General features: G+C 71.8%; 27 protein-coding genes. 7 read left to right on the top strand and 20 right to left on the bottom strand.

Annotated elements, in window-relative coordinates; all coding sequences use genetic code 11:
• Together fabG and H4O22_RS11040 are read right to left on the bottom strand one after the other, a co-directional pair.
• On the bottom strand, positions 1–729 hold the full coding sequence (gene fabG / locus H4O22_RS11035) for a 3-oxoacyl-ACP reductase FabG (protein ID WP_182523464.1): 729 nt from the start codon (positions 727–729) through the stop codon (positions 1–3).
• Between the two features lie 62 nt (positions 730–791).
• Positions 792–1,004, bottom strand: coding sequence for a dodecin (locus tag H4O22_RS11040; protein WP_182523465.1), 213 nt, complete (start codon positions 1,002–1,004; stop codon positions 792–794).
• A gap of 64 nt (positions 1,005–1,068) precedes the next feature.
• Here H4O22_RS11040 and H4O22_RS11045 point away from each other — a divergent pair, with 64 nt between their 5' ends.
• Both H4O22_RS11045 and H4O22_RS11050 read left to right on the top strand, forming a co-directional pair.
• Entirely contained in the window at positions 1,069–1,374 is a 306-nt protein-coding gene (locus tag H4O22_RS11045) for a DUF3099 domain-containing protein (RefSeq protein ID WP_182523466.1), read from the top strand.
• Positions 1,371–1,556 carry an acetone carboxylase gene (locus H4O22_RS11050; protein WP_182523467.1) on the top strand — a complete coding sequence of 62 codons (186 nt, stop codon included), beginning with the start codon at positions 1,371–1,373 and terminating at the stop codon, positions 1,554–1,556. The genes H4O22_RS11045 and H4O22_RS11050 overlap by 4 nt, the downstream gene beginning before the upstream one ends.
• Positions 1,557–1,560: 4 nt before the next feature.
• Here H4O22_RS11050 and moaA read toward each other — a convergent pair whose 3' ends face one another.
• Positions 1,561–2,559 carry a GTP 3',8-cyclase MoaA gene (gene moaA / locus H4O22_RS11055; protein ID WP_220451143.1) on the bottom strand — a complete coding sequence of 333 codons (999 nt, stop codon included), beginning with the start codon at positions 2,557–2,559 and terminating at the stop codon, positions 1,561–1,563.
• A 44-nt stretch (positions 2,560–2,603) separates the two neighbouring features.
• Here moaA and H4O22_RS11060 point away from each other — a divergent pair, with 44 nt between their 5' ends.
• Positions 2,604–3,416 carry an SURF1 family cytochrome oxidase biogenesis protein gene (locus H4O22_RS11060; protein ID WP_182523468.1) on the top strand — a complete coding sequence of 271 codons (813 nt, stop codon included), beginning with the start codon at positions 2,604–2,606 and terminating at the stop codon, positions 3,414–3,416.
• On the opposite strand, the gene H4O22_RS11065 is transcribed toward H4O22_RS11060, so the two are convergent.
• The 4 genes from H4O22_RS11065 to H4O22_RS11080 form a co-directional block, all read right to left on the bottom strand.
• Entirely contained in the window at positions 3,413–4,414 is a 1,002-nt protein-coding gene (locus H4O22_RS11065; protein WP_182523469.1) for an IS481 family transposase, read from the bottom strand. The two genes, H4O22_RS11060 and H4O22_RS11065, sit on opposite strands and share 4 nt — an antisense overlap.
• Before the next feature lie 123 nt (positions 4,415–4,537).
• Positions 4,538–6,433 (bottom strand): ABC transporter ATP-binding protein, encoded by a 1,896-nt coding sequence (locus H4O22_RS11070; RefSeq protein ID WP_182527089.1) that lies wholly within the window; start codon positions 6,431–6,433, stop codon positions 4,538–4,540.
• A 26-nt stretch (positions 6,434–6,459) separates the two neighbouring features.
• The gene (locus H4O22_RS11075; protein WP_182523470.1) at positions 6,460–7,254 is read right to left on the bottom strand and encodes an enoyl-CoA hydratase/isomerase family protein; all 795 of its coding nucleotides are present in this window, start codon (positions 7,252–7,254) and stop codon (positions 6,460–6,462) included.
• Positions 7,255–7,299: 45 nt separating this feature from the next.
• Entirely contained in the window at positions 7,300–8,898 is a 1,599-nt protein-coding gene (locus H4O22_RS11080) for an ABC-F family ATP-binding cassette domain-containing protein (protein ID WP_182523471.1), read from the bottom strand.
• 62 nt (positions 8,899–8,960) lie between these two features.
• Here H4O22_RS11080 and ypfJ point away from each other — a divergent pair, with 62 nt between their 5' ends.
• The 4 genes from ypfJ to H4O22_RS11100 all read left to right on the top strand — a co-directional run bounded on the left by ypfJ (position 8,961) and on the right by H4O22_RS11100 (position 12,981).
• Entirely contained in the window at positions 8,961–9,890 is a 930-nt protein-coding gene (ypfJ, locus tag H4O22_RS11085) for a KPN_02809 family neutral zinc metallopeptidase (RefSeq protein ID WP_182523472.1), read from the top strand.
• A gap of 43 nt (positions 9,891–9,933) precedes the next feature.
• Positions 9,934–10,335, top strand: coding sequence for a response regulator (locus H4O22_RS11090; protein WP_182523473.1), 402 nt, complete (start codon positions 9,934–9,936; stop codon positions 10,333–10,335).
• Positions 10,336–10,619: 284 nt separating this feature from the next.
• Positions 10,620–11,624: a cytochrome P450 gene (locus H4O22_RS11095; RefSeq protein ID WP_182523474.1), complete on the top strand. Its 1,005-nt coding sequence runs from the start codon at positions 10,620–10,622 to the stop codon at positions 11,622–11,624.
• A 289-nt stretch (positions 11,625–11,913) separates the two neighbouring features.
• Positions 11,914–12,981: a sensor histidine kinase gene (locus H4O22_RS11100; protein WP_182523475.1), complete on the top strand. Its 1,068-nt coding sequence runs from the start codon at positions 11,914–11,916 to the stop codon at positions 12,979–12,981.
• On the opposite strand, the gene H4O22_RS11105 is transcribed toward H4O22_RS11100, so the two are convergent.
• From H4O22_RS11105 to H4O22_RS11165, 13 genes are all read right to left on the bottom strand, one after another.
• Positions 12,982–13,893, bottom strand: a complete 912-nt coding sequence (locus H4O22_RS11105; RefSeq protein ID WP_182523476.1) for a phosphotransferase — start codon at positions 13,891–13,893, stop codon at positions 12,982–12,984.
• A gap of 48 nt (positions 13,894–13,941) precedes the next feature.
• Positions 13,942–14,454, bottom strand: coding sequence for a metallophosphoesterase family protein (locus tag H4O22_RS11110; RefSeq protein ID WP_244962929.1), 513 nt, complete (start codon positions 14,452–14,454; stop codon positions 13,942–13,944).
• A complete protein-coding gene (locus H4O22_RS11115) occupies positions 14,451–15,068 on the bottom strand; it encodes an acVLRF1 family peptidyl-tRNA hydrolase (protein WP_182523477.1) in 618 nt (205 codons plus the stop codon). The genes H4O22_RS11110 and H4O22_RS11115 overlap by 4 nt, the downstream gene beginning before the upstream one ends.
• 160 nt (positions 15,069–15,228) lie before the next feature.
• Positions 15,229–15,609, bottom strand: a complete 381-nt coding sequence (locus tag H4O22_RS11120) for a metal-sulfur cluster assembly factor (protein ID WP_182523478.1) — start codon at positions 15,607–15,609, stop codon at positions 15,229–15,231.
• Entirely contained in the window at positions 15,602–16,069 is a 468-nt protein-coding gene (sufU, locus tag H4O22_RS11125) for a Fe-S cluster assembly sulfur transfer protein SufU (protein ID WP_182523479.1), read from the bottom strand. The genes H4O22_RS11120 and sufU overlap by 8 nt, the downstream gene beginning before the upstream one ends.
• Complete coding sequence (locus tag H4O22_RS11130; RefSeq protein ID WP_182523480.1) at positions 16,066–17,343, bottom strand: cysteine desulfurase; 1,278 nt, start codon at positions 17,341–17,343, stop codon at positions 16,066–16,068. The genes sufU and H4O22_RS11130 overlap by 4 nt, the downstream gene beginning before the upstream one ends.
• 1 nt (position 17,344) lies before the next feature.
• A complete protein-coding gene (gene sufC / locus H4O22_RS11135) occupies positions 17,345–18,103 on the bottom strand; it encodes a Fe-S cluster assembly ATPase SufC (RefSeq protein ID WP_182523481.1) in 759 nt (252 codons plus the stop codon).
• On the bottom strand, positions 18,100–18,447 hold the full coding sequence (locus H4O22_RS11140; protein ID WP_182523482.1) for a non-heme iron oxygenase ferredoxin subunit: 348 nt from the start codon (positions 18,445–18,447) through the stop codon (positions 18,100–18,102). Before H4O22_RS11140 ends, sufC begins: the two co-directional genes overlap by 4 nt.
• The gene (sufD, locus tag H4O22_RS11145; RefSeq protein WP_244962930.1) at positions 18,447–19,619 is read right to left on the bottom strand and encodes a Fe-S cluster assembly protein SufD; all 1,173 of its coding nucleotides are present in this window, start codon (positions 19,617–19,619) and stop codon (positions 18,447–18,449) included. Before sufD ends, H4O22_RS11140 begins: the two co-directional genes overlap by 1 nt.
• Positions 19,620–19,673: 54 nt before the next feature.
• A complete protein-coding gene (sufB, locus tag H4O22_RS11150; protein WP_182523484.1) occupies positions 19,674–21,092 on the bottom strand; it encodes a Fe-S cluster assembly protein SufB in 1,419 nt (472 codons plus the stop codon).
• Positions 21,089–21,790 carry a helix-turn-helix transcriptional regulator gene (locus tag H4O22_RS11155; protein ID WP_182523485.1) on the bottom strand — a complete coding sequence of 234 codons (702 nt, stop codon included), beginning with the start codon at positions 21,788–21,790 and terminating at the stop codon, positions 21,089–21,091. Before H4O22_RS11155 ends, sufB begins: the two co-directional genes overlap by 4 nt.
• A 48-nt stretch (positions 21,791–21,838) precedes the next feature.
• Positions 21,839–22,279: a hypothetical protein gene (locus H4O22_RS11160; RefSeq protein ID WP_244962931.1), complete on the bottom strand. Its 441-nt coding sequence runs from the start codon at positions 22,277–22,279 to the stop codon at positions 21,839–21,841.
• A complete protein-coding gene (locus H4O22_RS11165) occupies positions 22,272–22,637 on the bottom strand; it encodes a hypothetical protein (RefSeq protein ID WP_182523486.1) in 366 nt (121 codons plus the stop codon). The genes H4O22_RS11160 and H4O22_RS11165 overlap by 8 nt, the downstream gene beginning before the upstream one ends.
• Positions 22,638–22,676: the final 39 nt, after the last annotated feature.

Here is a 22,676-nt window from a genome sequence, read left to right on the forward strand (position 1 = left end):
TCAGTGCCCCATCCCTAGTCCACCGTCGACCGGGATGACGGCCCCGGTGACGTACGCGGCGCCGGGGCCGGTCAGCCACAGCACGGTCTGCGCGACCTCCTCGGGGGTGCCGTAGCGCCCGAGGGGGACCTGCGCCTTGATGGCGGTGCGCTGCTCGTCGGTGAGCACGCCCGTCATGTCGGTCTCGACGAAGCCCGGGGCCACGACGTTCGCGGTGATCGAGCGCGAGCCCAGCTCGCGCGCGATCGAGCGGGCCATGCCGACCAGGCCGGCCTTGGACGCCGCGTAGTTGACCTGCCCCGCGGAGCCGAGCATGCCGACGACGGACGAGATCAGCACGATCCGGCCGCGCCGCAGCCGCAGCATCCCCTTGGCCGCCCGCTTCGTCAGCCGGAAGGACCCGGTCAGGTTGGTCTCCAGGACGTGGGACCACTGGTCCTCCGACATCCGGAGCAGCAGCGTGTCGTCGGTGACGCCGGCGTTGGCGACCAGCACCTCCACCGGGCCGTGCGCGGCCTCGATGGTCGCGAACGCCGCCTCGACGGCCACCGGGTCGGTGACGTCGCAGCGGACGTCGAGGGTGCCCATGGGCGCGCCACCGCTGCGGGTGGTGACCGCGACCCGGTCGCCGTTCACGACGAACGCCTCGGCGATCGCGCGGCCGATGCCGCGGTTGCCGCCGGTGACGAGGACGGACCTGCCGGGGGGTGTCTGGGTGGCTTCGCTCACGTCACGCGACGCTAGCGACTACCGACGGGTACGCGAAAAAGCGTTCCGGGGTCGGTCCGGGGTCAGTCGTCCTCGAGCCGGAAGCCGACCTTCATGCCGACCTGGAAGTGCTCGACGGTGCCGTCCTTGATCTGCCCGCGCACCTGCGTGATCTCGAACCAGTCGAGGTGACGGAGCGTCTGGGACGCCCGCTCGATGCCGTTGCGGACCGCCTCGTCGATGCCGACGGGAGAGGTGCCGACGATCTCGGTCACGCGGTAGGTGCGGTTCGTCATGGGGGTCCTCCGTACGTCGTGGGAGGCCGATCGTAGGCCACCATCTCCGGCGTAGGCTGGGGGCATGGCCCGCGACCGCTCCCACCCCCCGGAGGCGGTGCGCATCACCACGGCGGCCGCCAACCGCGCCGACGACATCGCGACCCGCCAGCGCCGCTACCTGATGTCGATGAGCCTGCGCTCGCTGTGCTTCGTGGGCGCCATCGTGGCCGCGCTCGCCGGGGTCGACTGGCTGTGGCCGATCCTCATCGCCGGGGCGCTGATCCTGCCCTACGTCGCCGTGGTGATGGCCAACGCCGTGACCACCCGCACCGACACCTTCGACCTCGCCGACACGGCGTACCGCCGCGAGATCGAGGGACACCGGTGACCGACCCCTGCTCGGCGAAGGGCTGCCAGGAGACCGCCACCTGGGCGCTGCTCTGGAACAACCCCAAGCTGCACACCCCCGACCGCCGCAAGACCTGGCTGGCCTGCGAGGAGCACCGCGCGTCGCTCTCCGACTTCCTGGGCGCCCGCGGGTTCCTGAAGGACGTCGAGCCGCACTCCTGAGCGCTCAGCCGCCGATCGCGGACATCGGCCGGTCCGGCTGGAGGAACGTCGGGTCGTCGATGCCGTGACCCGCGCGCTTGCCGCGCATGGCGATCACCCAGCGGTCGGCGAGCTCCTCGTCGCTGGCCCCGGCGCGCATCGCGGCGCGCAGGTCGGACTCCTCGCGGGCGAAGAGGCAGTTGCGCACCTGGCCGTCGGCCGTGAGCCGCACGCGGTCGCAGTCGCCGCAGAACGGCCGGGTCACCGAGGCGATCACGCCGACCGTGGCCGGGCCGCCGTCGACGAGCCAGAGCTCGGCGGGTGCGCTCCCCCGCGGCTCCACCGCCGGAGTCAGGTCGTACGCCGCGGCCAGCCGCGCGAGGATCTCGTCGGCGGTGATCATCGTGGTGCGGTCCCAGCCGTGCTGGGCGTCCAGCGGCATCTGCTCGATGAACCGGAGGTGGTAGCCCCGCTCGACGGCCCACCCGAGCAGCTCGGGCGCCTGGTCGTCGTTGACCCCGCGGAGCAGGACCGCGTTGATCTTCACCGGCCCGAGCCCCGCGGCGTACGCCGCCTCGAGGCCGGCGACCACGTCGTGCAGGCGGTCGCGCCGGGTGATCTCGTGGAACGTCCCGGCGCGGACGGTGTCGAGGCTGACGTTGACCCGGTCCAGACCGGCCTCCGCGAGCGCGGGGGCGGTGCGCGCGAGCCCGAGGGCGTTGGTGGTCAGGGAGAGCTCGAGGTCCGGGGAGAGCGCGCGGCTGCGGCGGACGATGTCGACGATCCCGCGGCGCACCAGCGGCTCACCGCCGGTGAACCGGACCTCGCTGATCCCGAGCCGCTCGACCCCCACCCGCACCAGCCGGACGACCTCGTCGTCGGTGAGCAGCCGCTCGTTCTCGAGCCAGTCCAAGCCCTCGGCCGGCATGCAGTAGGAGCAGCGCAGGTTGCACTTGTCGGTCAGCGAGACGCGGAGGTCCCTCGCGACACGGCCGTAGCGGTCGGAGAGCTCCCGGATGGACACCCCTGCAGTCTAGGCCAGCGGGGGTCACGGTTAGCCTCGATGACGTGCGGTCGCTCGGTTTCCTGCTCAGCCGCCGGTGGATTCTCTTCGCACTGGCGATCGTCCTCACCGGCGCCGCCACGTGGTGGCTCGGCCAGTGGCAGTTCGACCGCCTCGAGCAGCGCCGGTCCGACAACGCCTCCGTGCGGGCCAACGAGGACCTCGCCCCCGCGCCCGTCGAGGACGTGCTCGCCCCCGGCGGGGACGTCGCCCGCGACCAGGAGTGGCGGGTGGTGACGGCGAGGGGCACCTACGCCCCCGAGGACACGGTGCTGATCCGCTACAGCACCAGCCCCAGCGAGAAGGGCACCGGCGTGGACGTCGTGGTGCCGCTGGTGACCGAGGACGGCACCGCCCTGCTGGTGAACCGGGGCTGGATGCCGACCGTGAACCAGGGCGGCGACATCGGCGACGTGCCCGAGCCGCCGGCGGGCGAGGTCACCGTCACCGGGTACGTGCGGCAGGACGGGTCCGGCGACAGCACCCGCGTGGACGACCTCTCGGCGCGCGCCGTCGACAGCGAGGCGATCGGCGAGGCCATCGACCGGGAGGTGTACGGCGGGTGGGTCGAGCTCCGCTCCGAGGACCCCCCGCCCGCCGAGGCCGACGCGACCCTGGAGCAGGTCGAGCTCCCCGAGCTCGACGAGGGGCCGCACTTCGCCTACGGCCTGCAGTGGTTCTTCTTCGGCATCCTGGCGATCGTCGGCTTCGTCTGGTTCGCCTACGACGAGTGGCGCGGCGGACCGGACCGCCGCAAGCGCGAGAAGCAGGAGCTCCGGGCCCGCCGGGAGCGCCGCCAGGCGGCGCGCACCAGCTAGCTGTGATGCCCAGCCAGGTTGTTCAACCTGGTGATGGGTGCAGCCTTTCCGATTGCTGAGTGGGGCCGGTGGTGGTTGTACTGGTGGATCCATGCTGGCAGAGCCGCGAGTCGGGCGGCTTCGGAGTTGTAGAACTTCTTGAACGCCCAGCCCTCGGCCAGGGTGCGGTGGAACCGTTCGATCTTGCCGTTGGTCTGTGGTCGGTAGGGCCGGGTCTTCTTCGGTGTGATTCCCAGCTCGGCGCAGGTCTCGCGCCACAGGTGGGACTTGTAGCAGCTGCCGTTGTCGCTGAGCACCCGTTGCACGGTGACGCCGCGCTGGCCGAACCAGGCCACCGCGTTGCGCAGGACCAGTGCGGCGGTCTCCTTGGTCTCGTCGTCGTGGGCCTCGACGTAGGCGACGCGGGAGTGGTCGTCGATCACGGTGTGTAGGTAGCAAGTCCCGATCAACGGGCCGCGGTACTTGTTGCGGGGCTTGTTCGGCGTCGCGGCCCGGTTCTTCTCGCCCTGCTGCTTGCCGACATAGCGCCAGCCGCCGCCGTCGGGCACCTTGCCGAGCTTCTTGACGTCGACGTGGAGCAGGTCGCCGGGGCGTTCGTGCTCGTAGCGGCGAATGGGCTCCCCGGTCGCCCGGTCGACGTGGGTGAGCCGGTTGAGCCGGCACCGCACCAGCACCGCATGCACGGTCGAGGACGCCATGCCAAGCCGGTCGCCGATCTCGACTGGTCCGAGACGCTGCTTCCAGCGCAGGTGCACGATCTTGCGCACCACCGGCGCCGGTGTCCGGTTCGGCTGGTGGTGCGGGCGTGAGGACCGATCGGCCATGCCGGCGGGTCCTTCGGCGCAGTACCGATCGGCCCACTTCTTCGCGGTCCGCCAGGACACGTCGTAGCGTTCCGCGGCCCTCGGAATCGGCCAGCCCTGGTCAACTATCAGACGCGCCAGACGTAGCCGAGCACGTGGTGTCAGCGCAGCGTTGGCATGGGTAGCGTGGGACACGAAGGCCTCCTGGGTGTGAAGCGGTTCCTAGATAGCTCCACTCCACACCGGGAGGCCTTCACCCATCCATCGCCTCAGACCGTGTCGTCGCAGGTCCTCGACCAACGTGGCTGGGCATCACAGCTAGCGGGCCCCGACCTCGGCCGGCTCCGGCGGGGTGCCGTCGCCCTCGACGAACTGGGTGCGGTAGAGGTCGGCGTACAGGCCACCCCGGGCCAGCAGCTCGAGGTGGGTGCCGGACTGGACGATCCGCCCGTCCTCGAGGACCAGGATCAGGTCGGCGTTGCGGACCGTCGAGAGCCGGTGCGCGATCACCAGCGAGGTGCGGCCCTCGAGCGCCGCGTCGAGCGCGCGCTGGACGGCGGCCTCGGACTCGCTGTCCAGGTGGGCGGTGGCCTCGTCGAGGATCACGATGGCCGGCGACTTCAGCAGCAGCCGCGCGATCGCGAGCCGCTGGCGCTCGCCGCCGGAGAGGCGGTAGCCGCGGTCGCCGACGACGGTGTCGAGGCCGTCGGGCAGCGCCCGCACCAGCCCGGCGACCTGCGCGGCCTCGAGCGCGGCCCAGATCTGCTCGTCGGTGGCGCCGGGGCGGGCGTAGCGCAGGTTGGCCCGGACGGTGTCGTGGAACATGTGGGCGTCCTGGGTGACGTAGCCGACCGCGTCCTCGAGGGACTGCAGGGTCACGTCGCGGACGTCGTGGCCGCCGATGCGGACCGCGCCCTCCTGGACGTCGTAGAGCCGGGCCACCAGGTGGGTGACGGTGGTCTTGCCCGCCCCGGACGGCCCCACCAGGGCGACCATCTGGCCGGGCGCGGCGACGAACGAGACGTCGTGGAGCACCGGCGCGTGGTCGCGCGAGTCGACCCGCGAGATCCGCTCGAGGGAGGCCAGCGAGATGTCGTCGGCCCGGGGGTAGGTGAACCCCACGTGGTCGAACTCCAGGCGCGACGCGTCGGGACGCAGCCGGACCGCCTGCGGCTTCTCCTGCACCAGCGAGGGCAGGTCCAGGACCTCGAAGACCCGCTCGAAGCTGACCAGCGCCGTCATCACGTCGATGCGCACGTTGGAGAGGCCCTGCAGCGGTCCGAGCAGGCGCAGCAGCAGGGTGGCGAGCGCAAGGAGCGTGCCGACCGTGAGCGTGTCGTCGATGACCAGGTGCCCGCCGACGCCGTACACGAGCGCGGCCGCGAGCGCCGGCACGGCCATCATGGTCGCGGCGAAGATGCGGGTGACCAGGGTGATCCGGATGCCGAGGTCGCGGACGCGCGCCGCCTTCTCGGCGAACAGCTCGTCCTCCTCCTCGCGGCGTCCGAAGAGCTTCAGCAGCATCGCGCCGCCGACGTTGAACCGCTCGGTCATCACGTTGCCGAGGTCGGCGTTGCCGTCCATCTGCTGCCGGGTCAGGCCCGCCAGCCGGCCGCTGACGAAGCGGGAGACCAGCAGCAGCACGGGGAAGAGCGCGAGGCACAGCAGCGTCACCTGCCAGCTGAGCGCGAGCATGGTGATGCCGACCACTACCACCGCGATGCTGTTCGACACCGTGCTCGAGAGCGTGCTCGTGAAGGCGCGCTGGGCGCCGATCACGTCGTTGTTGAGCCGCGAGACCAGCGCGCCGGTCTGGGTGCGGGTGAAGAACGCGAGGGACTGGCGCTGGACGTGGGCGAAGACCTGGGTGCGGAGGTCGAAGATCAGCCCCTCCCCGATCCGGGAGGAGAACCAGCCGCTGAGCACCGCGAGGACGGCGCTGAAGATCGCGAACCCCGCCATCACCAGCGCCAGGACCGTGACCAGGCCGCCGTCGCCGGCCAGGATGCCGTCGTCGACGACCCGCTGCACCAGCAGCGGGGTGACCACGACGGTCGAGGCGTCGATCACGGTCAGCAGCAGGAAGACCGAGATCAGCCCGCGGTGCGGCCGGGCGAACCCGACGACGCGGCGCACGGTGTGCCCCTCGATGCGGTTGTCGACGACACTGCGGTCGGACCTGAGGTGTCGCCAGGCCGAGCCGGCGCCGTACATCCCGGACACTGTGGTCCTCCTTCGGGTTATCCCGCCGCGTGCCACCGGGCCAGGTCGCGGAACCGCCGCACCTGCGCCTCGCGCTCCAGCCTCCGCTGGTCGTCGAGGGTGCGGTCCCCCGCTCCCTGCAGCAACGCCTTGGTCTCGCGCACGGCACCGACCATCGGTGCCGACAGGGCGCCGGCCAGGTCGGCGACCGTCGCGTCCAGCATCGCAGCCGGTACGGCGGTCATCGCCAGCCCGATCCGCACCGCCTCGTCGGCCTCGACCATCCGGGCGGTGGCGCAGATCTCGAGCGCCCTCGCGTACCCAACGCACTCGACCAGCGGCTTTGTTCCCGTGAGGTCGGGCACCAGACCGAGCGCGGGCTCCTTCATCGAGAACCGGGCGTCGTGGGAGACCACCCGTAGGTCGCAGGAGAGGGCGAGCTGGAACCCGGCGCCGATGGCGTACCCGCGGACGGCGGCCACGGACACGAAGCGCGGGTCGCGCAGCCAGGTGAACCCCTGCTGGTAGACCTCGATGGTCGCCGAGACCTCCTCGTCGGGCAGCTCCAGGAGGTCGGCGAGCGTCTCCACGCCCTCCCGGCCGGCCGCCGTGTCGAACATCGCGCGGTCCAGCCCCGCCGAGAAGCTCTGGCCCGCACCCCGGAGCACGACCACGCGCACGTCGTCGTCGAGCGAGCCGCCGAGGGTGCCGAGCGCCCGCCACATGGCCGGGGTCTGCGCGTTGCGGACCTCCGGACGGTGCAGGGTCACCGTCACCACCGGACCGGACCTCTCGACGACGAGTCCGGCCTGGGCGAGCTCGTCTGGGGTCATGCGGGAAGGGTAGACGGCACCACCCACACGTCGAGACGGCCGCGATCAGGCCAGGGAGACCAGGTCGGCGTACCCCTCGTTCCAGAGGTCCTCGTCGCCGTCGGGCAGGAGCAGCACCCGGTCCGGCTCGAGCGCACGGACGGCGCCCTCGTCGTGGGTGACCAGGATGATCGCGCCCTCGTAGCCGCGGATCGCGCCCAGCACCTCCTCGCGGGAGGCGGGGTCGAGGTTGTTCGTCGGCTCGTCGAGGAGCAGCACGTTCGCGCTGGAGACCACCAGGCTCGCGAGCGCGAGCCGGGTCTTCTCCCCGCCGGAGAGCACCGAGGCGGGCTTGTTGGCGTCGTCGCCGGAGAAGAGGAACGACCCCAGAACGCTGCGGGCCTCGGTGTCGGTCAGCTGGGGGGCGGCGCTGCGCATGTTCTCCAGCACGGTCCGATTGGTGTCGAGGGTCTCGTGCTCCTGGGCGTAGTAGCCGACCTTGAGCCCGTGACCCGGCACCACCCGCCCGGTGTCGGGGCGGTCGACGCCGGCGAGGATCCGCAGCATCGTGGTCTTGCCGGCGCCGTTGAGCCCGAGGATGACCACCCGCGAGCCCTTGTCGATCGCCAGGTCGACGTCGGTGAAGACCTCGAGCGAGCCGTAGGACTTCGACAGCTCCTCCGCGGTGAGCGGGGTCTTGCCGCACGGGGCGGGCGCGGGGAACTTGATCCGGGCCACCTTGTCGGCGGCGCGCTCGCCCTCGAGGCCGGCCATCATCTTCTCGGCCCGCTTGAGCATCGACTGCGCGGCCTGGGCCTTGGTCGCCTTGGCGCGCATCTTGTTGGCCTGGTCGGTGAGGGTCTTGGCCTTGTTCTCGGTGTTGGCGCGCTCGCGCTTGCGGCGTTTCTCGTCGGTCTCGCGCTGCAGCAGGTAGTTGCGCCAGCCCATGTTGTAGACGTCCATGACGCACCGGTTGGCGTCGAGGTGCATGACCTTGTTGACCGTCTGCTCGAGCAGGGCGTTGTCGTGGCTGATCACGATGAACCCGCCGCGGTGCGACTTGAGGAACTCCCGCAGCCACACGATGGAGTCGGCGTCGAGGTGGTTGGTCGGCTCGTCGAGGATCAGCACCTCGGCCTCGGAGAACAGGATGCGGGCCAGCTCCACCCGACGCCGCTGCCCGCCGGAGAGGGTCTTGAGCGGCTGGCCCAGCAGCCGGTCCTCGATGCCGAGGCTGGCGGCGATCGTCGCGGCCTCGGACTCCGCGGCGTACCCGCCCCCGGCGTGCATCTCGTCGTCGGCGCGGCCGTAGCGGCGCATCGCGCGGTCGCGCACCGTCGGGTCGTCGCTGCCCATCTGCTCCTCGGCCTCGCGCAGCCGGCGTACGACGTCGTCCAGGCCGCGCGCGGAGAGGATCCGGTCGCGGGCGAGCACCTCGGGGTCGCCGGTGCGCGGGTCCTGCGGCAGGTAGCCGACCTCGCCGGTGCGGGTGACGGTCCCGGCGGCCGGCAGCGCCTCGCCGGCCAGGATCTTGGTCAGGGTGGTCTTGCCGGCGCCGTTGCGGCCCACCAGGCCGACCTTGTCGCCGGCGGCGACGCGGAAGCTCACGTCCTCCATGAGGAGCCTCGCGCCGACGCGGACTTCGAGCTGGGAGGCGGTGATCATCAGGGGGCCGAGTCTAGTTGCGGGTACCTGTCCGGCAGGAATCGGAGCAGCAAGGAGGACGGATGCGGTTCAACCCGAAGGCTCGTCTCGACACCCGACGTGTGGGGGACGCCGGCCGCGGCCGCCGTGGCGGCGGTGGCGGCAGGTCCGCGATGGGGATGCCCGGCGGGCTGCCGGTGGGTGGCGGGATCGGGGGGATCGTCGTGGTCGTCCTGGTCTTCGTCGTGTTCCAGCTCGTCGGCGGCGGCGGGGGCACCGGACTCGGCGGTGCCACCGCCCTGGACAGCAGCCGGCTCGACGACAGCGAGCGGTACGCCGCGTGCGAGACCGGTGCCGACGCCAACGAGAGCCTGGACTGCCGGCGCGTCGCGGTGGAGAACTCGCTGCACGACTTCTGGTCCGACGAGCTCGGCCCCCGGTTCCGACCCGTCGACCAGCTGGTCACCTTCACCGACTCGGTCCAGACCGGCTGCGGGCCCGCGACCGCTGCCGTGGGCCCGTTCTACTGCCCCGGGGACCAGCGGATCTACCTCGACTCGACGTTCTTCGACGACGTGCTGGCCCGCCAGCTCGGCGGCCCGCAGGGCGGGTTCGTCGAGCCCTACGTGCTCGCCCACGAGTACGGCCACCACGTCCAGGACCTGCTCGGCGCGATGGGCAAGGTGCGGACCCAGCAAGGCCCGCAGAGCGACGCGGTCCGCCTGGAGCTCCAGGCCGACTGCTACGCCGGGATGTGGGCCCGCGCCGCGACGAGCACCGAGGACGCCGACGGCAACGTGCTGATCACGGAGCTGACCGACCGCGACATCGAGGAGGCACTCGCCGCCGCGTCCGCCGTCGGCGACGACCGGATCCAGCAGAAGACGCAGGGTCAGGTCACCGAGGAGTCCTGGACGCACGGCTCGGCGGCCTCCCGCGCCCGCTGGTTCCGCACCGGCTTCGAGGAGGGCTCCCTGGAGGCGTGCGACACGTTCTCGGCGAGCCGCGTCTGATCCGGCGTCCCGCCCGACCCCGTCACAGCGATACCGTTCGGGTATGACCTCCGGCGACGCCTCGGCGCCCCCCTCCTTGCGGGTACTCATCGCCGACGACTTCGAGCCCGTGCGGATGCTCGCCTCGCGGATGCTCCAGAAGCTCGGCCACGGTGACGTGGTCGAGGCCGAGGACGGCCAGGAGGCGGTCGAGCTGATGGCCCGACGGCCGTTCGACCTGCTGCTCCTCGACCTCTCGATGCCCCGGATGACCGGGGTCGAGGTCGTCCGGTGGGTGCGCGCCCACCCCGAGCACACCGAGGGCCTGAACATCGTGGTGATCAGCGCCTCCGCGCACACCGAGCGCCCCGTGCTCAACGAGCTGGGCATCACCCACGTGCTCGCCAAGCCGTTCCGGAGCCAGGACATCTCCGAGGTCCTCGACGCCATCTACGGCACGAATTGAGACACGTACTTCAAACCGGTGACGGATCACCCCGGACCCGCTACGTTTCAATCTCGAGTGGGGAAACCGAGGAGAGGACACCAGATGTTGAGTAACTTCCGTCAGCGCCGTGCCATTGCCCAGGCTGGTCGCAGCCTGCGCGCGTACTACACGTGGCGCCGGCCGAACGCCTGAGCAACACCACGCCTCAAGACGGCGCCGAGGAGCCTCCGGGCGTCCTCGGCGCCGTCGTTCGTGCGGCCGGCTCGCCAGCGCCGGTCCGTATCCCGCCCGACGGGCACGTCGTGGTCACGACGCTCGAGGCGGCTCGCACCGTCCTGACCGCCCCCGAGGACTTCGTGCTCCCGTACGACGTGAGCCGCCAGCCCGTCCGGCGGCACGGGCGCGAGGCGAAGGACACTCCTCCCCTCGCCCCGGAAGCCGTCGCCGTCGGCGCCGCGGTGTTCGCCGAGGAGCTCGCGCACACGGCGGTCCCGGTCGAGTCGACCGAGATCGACACCCTGGTGCTGCTCCGTGACCCGGTGGCCCGGTCCACGACGGCGGCGATGCTGCCGGCCCTCGGCATCGCGGACCGGGACCGGATCGCCGGGCTGGTGCTCGCCTGGGTGGACTCCCTCGGCCCGGTCATCTCCGCCGCACGCCCGCCGCGGCGGTGGTCCGCCCACCGGCGCGCCGAGCACAGCGCGCGACGCCGTCTGATCGGGGCTCTGCAGGAGGTCGGCTCCGCGGAGGCACCGGCGCTGGCCACGGCGCTGGCCGCCGGCGTGCAGGTCCCGATCGCATCCGGCGCCTGGTGCCTCACCCAGCTGGCCGCCCGCCCCGACCTGCACCGCCTGATCCGCGAGGACCCCGAGCTCGCCGTGCCGTTCGTGTGGGAGGTGCTGCGACTCTTCCCGCCGACCTGGGTGCTGCCGCGGATCGCCGTCGCCGACTCGGTCCTCCAGGGCACCGAGGTGCCCGCCTACACCCCCGTGCTGGTCAGCCCGCTCGCCCTCGGTCTCCTCCCCCGCCTCGTACCGGGCCCCGACGCGGGATCCTCGCCGCTCGGCGAGCTCGATCCGCTCCGCTGGATCGGCACCGATCGGCGCCCCGGCGCGTGGCTCCCGTTCGGTGCGGGACCGCACGCCTGTCCCGGCCGCAACCTCGGCCTCGCCCAGCTCGCCCGACTCGTCGAGTGGTCGGCCGACCTGGCCCTGCACGTCGACCACCCGCCCACGGTGAACGCCGACCGCGGGCTGTCCCCCCGGCCCTCCCTGGTGCGCGCACACCGGCGCCGTCACGCCGGGTAGGGTCACGACAGTGTCGACGTCCTCCGAAGTTGAGAGCGGGCTTCAGGCCGTCTCCTACCCGGTCGGCGCCGGGCCAGCCGCCACCGCCCTGGCCGCCACGCTCCTGACTGACGCCCACGACATCGCGTCCTCGGTCGAGCAGGTCGTCGGACTGCTGTCGACTCAGGCGGGCATTGACGGCGTCACCGTCGCGTTGACGAGCGCGGCACCAGAGCGCACGGAAGGGTGGGTCCCGCTCGGCAAGCGCGCGTGGCTCCGCGAGTGGACCGCCCCCGGCGCGAGCTGCTCCGTGGCACCTCCCGAAGGCGCGGGACCCGACCAAGCCCTCTCGCTCCCCTGGCTCTCGCAGCACGCGCGTGAGGACGTGGTCGTCGTCAGCGACACCGCTCGACTTCCGACCGAAGCCAACCAGGACCGGGAGGAGCTGATGGGCTGCAACGTCCGCGCGCTCGTCTCCCGGTCGATCGTGCGCGACGGCGTCCTCTTCGGCAGCCTCGGGCTCGCCCGGGAGGAGCCGGGACCCTGGCCCGCGTCGTACGTCGCGGATGTCCGGTTGCTGAGCGCCGTCCTCGCCTCCCGGATGACCGAGGAGCTGGGCCAGCTCGCGCTGGTGGAAGCGATCAACCGCGGCGACTCCGCGCACGAGAGCAAGGAGCACTTCTTCGCGGCCGTCGGCCACGAGCTGCGGACGCCGATCACCGCCATCCTGGGGATGGCAGAGCTCCTAGGGGACGACGCTCGTGATCGGACGAGCACGGACACGACCGGGTACGCCGCCTCCGTGGCGCACGACGCCGACATCGTGCTGCGCGCCGCTGAGCAGCTGCACGCGGTGGTGGAGGACCTGCTCGGGACCGGCGAGGAGCTCGGCGGGGGCGCGGAGACGCAGGCGGTCGACGTCGCCGACGCCCTGGCGGACGTCGTGCACTGGCTGCGTACGCCGGCCCTCACTGCCCGGGTCACCGTCGAGACCGCGGTCCCTCCCGGCACGATCGTCCGCACCACCCCGGCGGCGCTGCGCCAGATCCTCACCAACCTCGTCGGCAACGCGATCACCCACCACCGGGAGGGTGGCACGGTGCGCGTCACCACCACCCGGGCCGTCGACGAGCTCGGCCGGCCACGGGTGCGGATCGGCGTGCGCGACGACGGACCCGGGCTGACCGCCGAGCAGCAGAACGAGGTGTTCCGGCCGTTCGTGCGGTTCGCCGGTCCGGGCATCCGCGGCACCGGGCTCGGCCTTCCCCTGTCCCGCTCCCTCGCCGAGCGCGACGGTGGGTTCATGGGGGTCGAGTCGACGCCCGGCGTCGGCTCGGTGTTCTGGGTCGACCTCGCCCTGGCCGAGCAGGACGCCTAGCTAGCCGCGTCCCTGCATCAGTGCCTCCACCTGAGGCAGCTGGCGCTGCAGCGCCCGCAGGTGCGGCGCCACGGCGGGGTGGCGGAACTTGCCCGCGAGCGCGCCCTCACCCCCGGCGACCCGCGCCAGTGCCCACTCCGCGTGGTTGAGTGCCGTGAGGACGGCGGTGACCCGGGCGCCCTGGGCGACCTCCTCCCGCGTCGCGACGCCGGCGGGCAACCCCATCAGGTAGGCCTCGAGGAGCGGCTCGAACGCCTCACGCGCCGACAGCATGAAGTACCCGAGGTCGGCCCCCACGGGGCCGTGCCCGAGCATCCCCCAGTCGATGGCCACCACGTCGTCACCGACGCGGCCGGGCAGGTTGGCCGGCACCGGGTCGCCGTGCTGAGCCACCTGGGCCAGGCCGTCGAGCTCGTCGAGCAACGCTGTACGCCGTCCCCACAGGTGGTCCGCCACGTCGGCGACGGTGGTCCGGGAGAGCGTCCGCCAGCCACCGCGGTGCTCCACCCGCCGCATCCGGTCGCGCAGCTGGTCGCGCGCGAGCCACCGCACCCCGCCGAGGTCGACGCCGGCGAAGCGGCCCAGCGCGTTCGCGCCGAAGAGCCCGCTGGACGCGGCGTCCTCGACCCACTCCTGGGTGAGCGTGATCCCCTCACCGTCCTCCTCCACCGCGGTGACGGGTGCTCGCAGCCCCGGCGTACGGTCGACCAGGCAGGTGGTGGCGACGTCGGCCGCACGCCGCCAGTAGGCGAAGTGGCGGGGATCGCTGAGCTCGGCCGGGTCGTCCTCGCCGGGCGCCGCGAGCCGTTTGACGACGACCGGCTGGTGGCCGATGACGGTGCGCCACACCCCGAGGGTGGAGGTGCCGGTGCCACCCGGGAGCGGGTGCCAGCCGGGCTCGGGCTGCCACATGAGGCTCATGGTGGCAGAACCGGGGCCGGATCCCGGTGAGGTGAGCCTTCAGCTGCGCGGCGGCAGCCGGTGCAGGACGACGTCGGTGAGGGCGCCCTCCGCCGCTGTCGCGGTCAGGTAGGTGCACGCCGGCTGCCGGCGCCGGTCCGTGGGCGAGCCCGGGTTGAGCAGCCGGAGGCCGGTCGCGGTGACGGTGTCCCACGGGATGTGGCTGTGCCCGAAGACCAGCACGTCGACGTCGTCGTACGCCGCGGAGCAGCGCGCCTCGCGGCCCTTCGCGTCACCGGTCTCGTGGACGACGGCGAACCGCACGCCGCCGAGCGCGACCCGCGCCACCTCCGGGAGCCGGTCACGGAGCGCCCGCCCGTCGTTGTTGCCCCAGCACGCCACGAGCCGGGCGCTGCGCGCCTCCAGCACGTCGAGCAGGGACACGTCGACCCAGTCGCCCGCGTGCAGCACGACGTCCGCGCTCTCGACGGCCGCCCACAGCTGCGGCGGCAGGTCGCGGGCGCGCTTCGGGACGTGCGTGTCCGCCATGATCACGATCCGGACGGCGGTCACGAGGCGTCCGCGTTCGTCACGACGACCTGCACCGAGCAGGCGTCGACGAGGGCCTGCTCGAGCACCGCGCGCCGCGGGTCGGGGACCGGGAGCCACGGGTCGAGGACGGCGAGGTGCCGCAGCCGCGGGTCCTCGAGGACCTCCTCGACCGCCGGCCGGTCGCCGCCGGCCACGACCGGTCCGCGCAGCCCCTCGAGCAGCCGCGCCGCGTGGTCGGCGGCCGCCTCGTAGGCCTGCCGGGCCTGGTTGTCGCGCCGTCGGGCGAACCGCTGCTGGCTCTGCCCGCCAGCCTTCGTGCGCCCCTGGACGTGCCGCTGGCCGACCTTGGACGCCACGGTCTGCACCCCCGCCAGCCGGGCCACCGCGAAGCCGCCCTTGCGGACCAGCAGCAGGCCCCAGTCCCCCGGCGCGACCACCCCCGCCGCGAAGCCCGCGGCGTCCGGCAGCCCGTCGTACGCCGCGGCGAAGGGCAGCCGGGCCGTGAACGTCGAGCCGTCATCCGCCGCGCCCGCCAGGGCTCCGTCGACGACCGTCAGCCCGGTCTCCCCGTGGCGGCCGCGGAAGTTGAGGACCCAGCGCTCGAAGCGGGCTGCCGGCACCAGGACGCTCGTCACCGGAGCAGTCCATCACAGGGCGATCTTGGCGCACGCGCGCCTCTCGCTTCCGTGCACCGACTCAGGTCTCGGCACGCCCGTCGCGGGTTCGCAAGCTCACCCGCGGGCTTGCTCGACCTCTTCGGGTCACTGCCCCGCTCGTACCTCGCGCGGCAGTGCCTCAGACATTAAATCCGAGGGCTCGGAGCTGCTCGCGGCCGTCCGGGGTGATCTTGTCCGGGCCCCACGGCGGCATCCAGACCCAGTTGATCGCGACGTCGTTGACCAGGCCCTCGAGCGCGCTCTCGGTCTGGTCGGTGATCACGTCGGTCAGCGGGCAGGCAGCCGAGGTGAGGGTCATGTCGATCACGAGGTTGCTGGACTCGTCGAGGTGCAGGTCGTAGACGAGGCCGAGGTCGACGACGTTGATGCCGAGCTCGGGGTCGACGACGTCCTTCATCGCCTCGGTGACGTCCTCGACCGAGACGGTCGCGGTGCCCCCGCCGGTGGCCTCGGGGACGTCGGGCAGGTCGCTGTGGTCGATCAGTGGGGCATCAGTCATGGGATGTCTCCTTCTCTGCCGGCGAACCGGCCTGCAACGTGGCGTCCTTCCAGGCCATCCACGACAAAAGTGCGCACTTGACCCGGGCTGGGAAGCGCGCGACGCCCGCGAACGCGATGCCGTCCTCGAGGACGTCCTCGTCGGGCTCCACGGTGCCCTTCCCCTGCATGAGGGTCAGGAACTGCTCGTGGATCGCCATCGCCTCCCCGACCGGCTTGCCGATGACCAGGTCGGCCATCACCGAGGTCGAGGCCTGCGAGATCGAGCAGCCGACGGCGTCGTACGACACGTCCTCGACCCGGCCGTCGGCGACGTGGACGCGCAGCGTCACCTCGTCGCCGCAGGTCGGGTTGACGTGGTGCACCTCGGCCTCGTAGGGGTCGCGGAGGCCGCGGTGGAGGGGGTTCTTGTAGTGGTCCAGGATGATCTCCTGGTACAGCGCGTCGAGGTCCTGGCTCATCGCTGGCCCACCTTGAAGTAGGAACGGGTGTACTCGAGGCCCTCGACGAGCGCGTCGATCTCGGCCGGCGTCGTGTAGAGGTACGACGACATCCGGGTCGTGCTCTGGACGCCGAAGCGGGCGTGCGCAGGCCGGGCGCAGTGGTGACCGGCGCGCACCGCGATGCCGCGCGAGTCGAGCACCTGGGCGACGTCGTGCGGGTGCACGCCGTCGATCTCGAAGGCGATCGCCCCGCCGCGGTCGGCGGCGTCCAGCGGGCCGAGCACGCGCAGGCCGGGGATCGTGGCCAGGCCCTCGAGCGCGTACGCCGTGATCGCCTGCTCGTGGCGGTGGATCGCGTCCATGCCGATGTGCGAGAGGTAGTCGACCGCGGCGCCGAGGCCGACGGCCTCGACGATCGGCGGGGTGCCGGCCTCGAACTTGTGCGGGATCGACGCGTACGTCGAGCGCTCCATCCGGACGGTTTCGATCATCTCGCCGCCGCCGAGGAACGGCGGCAGCTGGTCGAGCACCTCGCGCTTGCCCCACAGCACGCCGATGCCGGTGGGCCCGACGACCTTGTGGCCGGTGAAGACCACCACGTCGGCGCCCGAGGCGACGACGTCGACGGGCAGCTGCGGCGCGGCCTGCGAGGCGTCGAGGACGACGAGCGCCCCGACCTCGTGGGCGCGCCGGGCGATGTCGGCGACCGGGTTGATGGTGCCGAGCATGTTGGAGACCCAGGTCAGCGTGACGACCTTGGTGCGCACGGTGATCAGCTCGTCGATGTTCGACAGGTCCAGCCGGCCGTCGTCCGTGAGCCCGAACCAGCGCAGCGTGGCGCCGGTGCGCTCGGTGAGCAGCTGCCACGGGACGATGTTGGAGTGGTGCTCCATCTCGGTGGTGACCACCACGTCGCCCTCGCCGAGCGCGAGGTCGCCGCGGGCCCAGGCCAGCGTGTTCGCCACCAGGTTCAGCGCCTCGGAGGCGTTCTTGGTGAAGATCACCTCGTCGCGGCTGGGGGCGTGCAGGAACGTCGCGACCTTGTCGCGCGCCGCCTCGAACGCCTCGGACGACTCGGCCCCGAGCTGGTGCATCGCGCGCGCGACGTTCGCGTTGTGCCGCTCGAGGTGGTCGACCATCGTGTCGATGACGACCTGCGGCTTCTGCGAGGTGTTGGCGCTGTCCAGGTAGACCAGCGGCAGGCCGCCCGCGAGCGTCCGACCGAGGATCGGGAAGTCGTCCCGGATCACCTCCAGCTCGGGGAGGAGACCCGCCAGCTGGGTCTGGGTCATCTCAGACGCCGGCCTTGAGGTACTTGTCGTAGCCCTCGGCCTCGAGCTGCTCGGCGAGCTCGGCGCCGCCCTGCTCGGCGATCTTGCCGTCGACGAAGACGTGCACGAAGTCGGGCTCGATGTAGCGCAGGATCCGGGTGTAGTGCGTGATCAGCAGGACGCCCTTGCCCTCCTGGTGGCGGAACCGGTTGACGCCCTCGGAGACGATCTTGAGCGCGTCGATGTCGAGGCCGGAGTCGGTCTCGTCGAGGATCGCGACCTTCGGGTCGAGCAGCTCGAGCTGGGCGATCTCGTGGCGCTTCTTCTCACCGCCGGAGAAGCCCTCGTTGACCGAGCGGGTGCCGAAGGTCGGGTCGAGGTTCAGCCGCTGGAGGGCGCCGTTGACGTCCTTGACCCAGGTGCGGAGCTTGGGCGCCTCGCCGTCGATGGCGGTCTTGGCGGTGCGCAGGAAGTTGGAGACCGAGACGCCGGGCACCTCGACGGGGTACTGCATCGCGAGGAACAGGCCGGCGCGGGCCCGCTCGTCGACCGACATGGCCAGCACGTCCTCGCCGTCGAGCGTGACAGTGCCGCCGGTGACGTCGTACTTCGGGTGGCCCGCGATCGAGTAGGCCAGGGTCGACTTGCCGGAGCCGTTGGGCCCCATGATCGCGTGCGTCTCGCCGTCGCGGATGGTCAGCGTGACGCCCTTGAGGATCTCCTTGGGACCGTCGTCGGTCTTGACGGACACCTGCAGGTCCTTGATGACGAGCTCGCTCATGCGGGGGTGACTCCGTTCAGGGTGGTGGTGGTGTCGACGTAGACAGCGCTGCCGTCGGCGTCGTCGCGGACCTGCACGGGGAAGGTCGCGACAGGTTCGGTGGCCGGGAGGCCGGTGGGCTTGCCGGTGCGGAGGTCGAAGCGGGAGCCGTGCAGCCAGCACTCGACGGCGCAGTCGGCGACCTCGCCCTCGCTGAGCGGCACGGCGGCGTGGCTGCACAGGTCGTGCAGCGCGAACACCTCGTCGCCGTCGCGGGCGACCGCGACCTCGAGGGAGCCGATCGTGACGCCGAGCGCCTCGTCGGTCGGGACGTCGGCGAGCGCGCAGGCTCGGACGAACGCCATCAGTCCTCCCGCAGGACGTTCTTGGCGAGCTCGGCCTCGACCGTGGCGAGCAGCTGCTCCTCGACCTCGGGGATGCCGACCTTGCGGATCAGGTCGTTGAAGAAGCCGTGCACGACCAGGCGGCGGGCCTCCTTCTCGGAGACGCCGCGCGAGCGGAGGTAGAACAGCTGCTCGTCGTCGAACCGGGCGGTCGCCGACGCGTGGCCCGCGCCCTCGATCTCGCCGGTCTCGATCTCGAGGTTGGGCACCGAGTCGGCCTGGCAGCCGTCGGAGAGCACCAGGTTGCGGTTCTCCTCGTAGGTCTCGATGCCCTCGGCGACCTGGCGGATCAGCACGTTCCCGATCCAGACGGTGTGCGCGCCCTGGCCCTGCAGCGCGCCCTTGTAGACCACGTTGCTCTTGGTCTTCGGAGCGTTGTGGTCGGCGAAGAGCCGGTGCTCGAGGTGCTGGCCGGCGTCGGCGAAGTAGAGCCCGAGGAGCTCGGCCTCGCCGCCGGGGGCGGCGTACTCGACGTTGGCGTGCATGCGGACGACGTCGCCGCCGAAGGACACCGCGGTGTGCCGGACCTTCGCGTCACGCCCGACCCGGATGCCATCACGGGCGAGGTGCACCGCGTCGTCGTCCCAGTCCTGCAGCGTGAGCACGTTGAGGTCGGCGCCGTCGCCGACCAGCACCGTGGTGATCGCGGAGTAGCGCGCCGACCCGGTGTGCGCCAGGACGACGGTCGCCCGCGAGAAGCGGCCGGCGCGGATGATCAGCCGGCTCCAGACCAGGTCGTCGGCCGACTCGCCGTGCAGGCGCACCACGATCGGCTCGTCGAGCTCGAGGTCGGCGGGCACGTCGATCAGCGCCACGCTGCCGGCCAGCTCCGCCGCCAGGGCGGAGGGCCGGTCGTTGGGGGCCAGCTCGCCGAGCGTGCGGGCCTCCTCGGTGCCGACGGTCGTCAGCGTGACGCCCTCGGGCAGCGAGGTCGTCCGGGTCAGCGTGGCGTCGGACGCCTCGCCGTCCAGGACTCCGCGGAGTCGCTTGAGCGGGGTGAACCGCCAGATCTCCTCCCGGCCGGTGGGCACCGGGTGGTCGGCGAGGTCGTACGACGGGGGCGGGTTCAGGTGGCTGACCACCGGAGCCTGCTCCAGGGCCGACTCCACGCTCTCGCGGGCAGCATCAGTCACGGTCAAAACGGGTTCGCTTTCTCAGGGTCGCGGTCGGACGGGGGCGTGGGCGGATCAGCCCACCGCCCCCTCCATCTGCAGCTCGATGAGCCGGTTGAGCTCGAGGGCGTACTCCATCGGGAGCTCCTTGGCGATCGGCTCCACGAAGCCGCGGACGATCATCGCCATCGCCTCGTCCTCCTCCATGCCTCGCGACATCAGGTAGAAGAGCTGGTCGTCGGAGACCTTGGAGACGCTGGCCTCGTGGCCCATGGAGACGTCGTCCTCGCGGATGTCGACGTAGGGGTAGGTGTCGGAGCGGCTGATCTGGTCGACCAGCAGCGCGTCGCACAGCACGTTGGACTTCGAGCCGTGCGCGCCCTCGTTGATCTGGATCAGGCCGCGGTACGACGTGCGCCCGCCGCCGCGCGCCACCGACTTGCTCAGGATCGAGCTGGAGGTGTTCGGCGCGGCGTGCACCATCTTGGCGCCGGCGTCCTGGTGCTGGCCCTCGCCGGCGAACGCGATGGAGAGCGTCTCGCCCTTGGCGTGCTCGCCCATCAGGTAGATCGCGGGGTACTTCATCGTCACCTTGGAGCCGATGTTGCCGTCGACCCACTCCATCGTGGCGCCGGCCTCGCAGGTCGCGCGCTTGGTGACCAGGTTGTAGACGTTGTTCGACCAGTTCTGGATGGTCGTGTAGCGGACGCGGGCGCCCTTCTTCACGATGATCTCCACGACCGCGGAGTGCAGCGAGTCCGAGCTGTAGATCGGCGCGGTGCAGCCCTCGACGTAGTGAACGTAGGAGTCCTCGTCGGCGACGATCAGGGTGCGCTCGAACTGGCCCATGTTCTCGGTGTTGATCCGGAAGTAGGCCTGCAGCGGGATGTCGACGTGCACGCCCTTGGGGACGTAGATGAACGAGCCGCCGGACCACACCGAGGTGTTGAGCGCGGAGAACTTGTTGTCGCCGACCGGGATGACGGTGCCGAAGTACTCCTTGAAGAGCTCCTCGTGCTCCTTCAGCGCGGTGTCGGTGTCGACGAAGATGACGCCCTGCTCCTCGAGGTCCTCGCGGATCGAGTGGTAGACGACCTCGGACTCGTACTGCGCGGCGACGCCGGAGACCAGGCGCTGCTTCTCCGCCTCGGGGATGCCGAGCCTGTCGTAGGTGTTCTTGATGTCCTCGGGCAGGTCGTCCCAGGTTGCGGCCTGCTTCTCCGAGGAGCGCACGAAGTACTTGATGTTGTCGAAGTCGATGCCGCCGAGGTCGGAGCCCCAGGTCGGCATGGGCTTGCGGTGGAAGAGCTTGAGGCCCTTGAGGCGCTGGTCGAGCATCCACTGGGGCTCGCTCTTCTTCGAGGAGATGTCGCGGACGACCTCCTCGCTCAGACCACGCTTCGCGTTGGCACCGGCGGTGTCGGTGTCGGCCCAGCCGAACTCGTAGCGTCCGATGCCCTGGAGCTCGGGGTTGAGTTCTTCGATGGAGGTCATGAGGTGACCCGCTCCTTCTCGTTCGCGGTGGTGGTCGGCTGACCGGGGATGCAGGTGGTGCAGACCCCGTCGCCGTGGGCGATCGTGGCCAGGCGTTGGACGTGGCGGCCGAGCACGCGGCTGATCGCCTCGGTCTCGGCCTCGCACAGCTGGGGGAACTCGTGGGCGACGTGGGCGACCGGGCAGTGCTGCTGGCACAGCTGCTCCCCCACGCCTCGCCCGTCGACGAGCGGCAGGTGGCGCACCGACGCGGCGTACCCCTGGGCGGTGAACACCTCGGCGAGCACCTCCGCGGGGGACAGCGACGGGTCCGCCTGCCGGACGCCCTCGAACCTCTCCTGGATGAACGCCACGCGCCGCCTGGAGAATTGCCGGACGGCGTCCTCGCCCCCGGTCTCGGCGACGAAGCGCAGCGCCTGCACGGCGAGGTCGTCGTACTGCTGGTCGAAGCGGTCGCGGCCGGTCTCGGTGAGCGCGAACGCCTTGGCGGGGCGCCCGCGGCCGCGGTGGGCGCCGATCCGGGCCTCGCGGGCCTCGACCGCCCCCTCCTCGAGCAGTTGATCGAGGTGGCGGCGGACCGCCGCCGGGGTCAGCGCGAGCCGCTCGGCCAGCGCTGCCGCGGTGGAGGGTCCGTTGACGAGGATCGACCGGGCGACGCGCTCACGCGTCGGCTGGTCGTGCGTCCCGTCGAATTCCACAACACCAGTGTGCCGTTATTGCTTCGGGCCCTTCAAGCAAGGCAACCCTTACCCCCGGCGGGGTGGTGACGTGCGTCTCAGCCAGGCCAGTCCGGCGACCGGCAGCAGCAGCGGGAGGAACCCGTAGCCCTCCCCGAAGTGCGACCACACGGTGCGGTCGGGGAACAGGTCGGTGGCGACCAGGCTCAGCGTCCCGACGGCCAGCACGCCGACCGCCTCGACCGAGCACGCCGCGACCGCGACGTACCAGGCTCGGCGGCCGCCGAGCAGCAGGCAGGTGGTCGCCACCAGGTAGACGACGCCGGCGAGGAGCGAGAGCGAGTACGCCAGCGGCGCGCGGTCGGCGTCGGTGCCGAGCTGCACCAGGGAGCGGCCGGTCGCGGCGACCGCGAAGATCCCGTACGCCACGACCAGCACCCGCCCGGGACCCGAGAACAGGTGGTCCGGGCCGATCGGGGTGTCGGCCGGGGAGTCGGTCGGGTCAGGCACCGACGCTCCACAGCGTGTTCAGCCGCGCCTCGCAGGCCGCGACCGCGAGCAGCGTGACCAGGAGCGCGGTCGTCCCCCACCGGGTGCGCTCGATCAGGGACATCGCGGCGCCGACGGGCAGCACGAGGAGCGCGGTGAGCAGGTAGGCCACGAACGTGATGCCGTCCACGTCCCGGTCGGTGCCGGCCAGGGCGACGCACCCCCAGACGGCCTGGCCGAGCAGCACCAGCGCGAGCAGGCCGAGGAGCGCGAAGTAGGCGTCGCTCGGCGGGCTCTGGTCGCGCACGAGCATCACGACGGTGGCGACGGCCGCCACGGCGGTGAGCGCCAGCACCAGACCCAGGACCCAGTCGTTCACGCACCGAACGGTAGGCCGTCGCCCCGGGCAGCCGGTCCG

The sequence above is a fragment of the Nocardioides dongkuii genome, assembly GCF_014127485.1.
Classification (GTDB): Bacteria; Actinomycetota; Actinomycetes; order Propionibacteriales; family Nocardioidaceae; genus Nocardioides; species Nocardioides dongkuii.

Bases quoted from the DNA above. Each gene is read 5' to 3' on its own strand.
- H4O22_RS11140 (WP_182523482.1), bottom strand. From the start codon at position 18,447: ATGGCGTTCGTCCGAGCCTGCGCGCTCGCCGACGTCCCGACCGACGAG.
- ypfJ (WP_182523472.1), top strand. From the start codon at position 8,961: ATGCGGTTCAACCCGAAGGCTCGTCTCGACACCCGACGTGTGGGGGAC.
- H4O22_RS11040 (WP_182523465.1), bottom strand. From the start codon at position 1,004: ATGACGAACCGCACCTACCGCGTGACCGAGATCGTCGGCACCTCTCCC.
- H4O22_RS11070 (WP_182527089.1), bottom strand. From the start codon at position 6,433: ATGTACGGCGCCGGCTCGGCCTGGCGACACCTCAGGTCCGACCGCAGT.
- H4O22_RS11045 (WP_182523466.1), top strand. From the start codon at position 1,069: ATGGCCCGCGACCGCTCCCACCCCCCGGAGGCGGTGCGCATCACCACG.
- H4O22_RS11075 (WP_182523470.1), bottom strand. From the start codon at position 7,254: ATGACCCCAGACGAGCTCGCCCAGGCCGGACTCGTCGTCGAGAGGTCC.
- sufU (WP_182523479.1), bottom strand. From the start codon at position 16,069: ATGAGCCAGGACCTCGACGCGCTGTACCAGGAGATCATCCTGGACCAC.
- sufB (WP_182523484.1), bottom strand. From the start codon at position 21,092: ATGACCTCCATCGAAGAACTCAACCCCGAGCTCCAGGGCATCGGACGC.
- H4O22_RS11130 (WP_182523480.1), bottom strand. From the start codon at position 17,343: ATGACCCAGACCCAGCTGGCGGGTCTCCTCCCCGAGCTGGAGGTGATC.
- sufC (WP_182523481.1), bottom strand. From the start codon at position 18,103: ATGAGCGAGCTCGTCATCAAGGACCTGCAGGTGTCCGTCAAGACCGAC.
- H4O22_RS11090 (WP_182523473.1), top strand. From the start codon at position 9,934: ATGACCTCCGGCGACGCCTCGGCGCCCCCCTCCTTGCGGGTACTCATC.
- H4O22_RS11080 (WP_182523471.1), bottom strand. From the start codon at position 8,898: ATGATCACCGCCTCCCAGCTCGAAGTCCGCGTCGGCGCGAGGCTCCTC.
- H4O22_RS11105 (WP_182523476.1), bottom strand. From the start codon at position 13,893: ATGTGGCAGCCCGAGCCCGGCTGGCACCCGCTCCCGGGTGGCACCGGC.
- H4O22_RS11120 (WP_182523478.1), bottom strand. From the start codon at position 15,609: ATGACTGATGCCCCACTGATCGACCACAGCGACCTGCCCGACGTCCCC.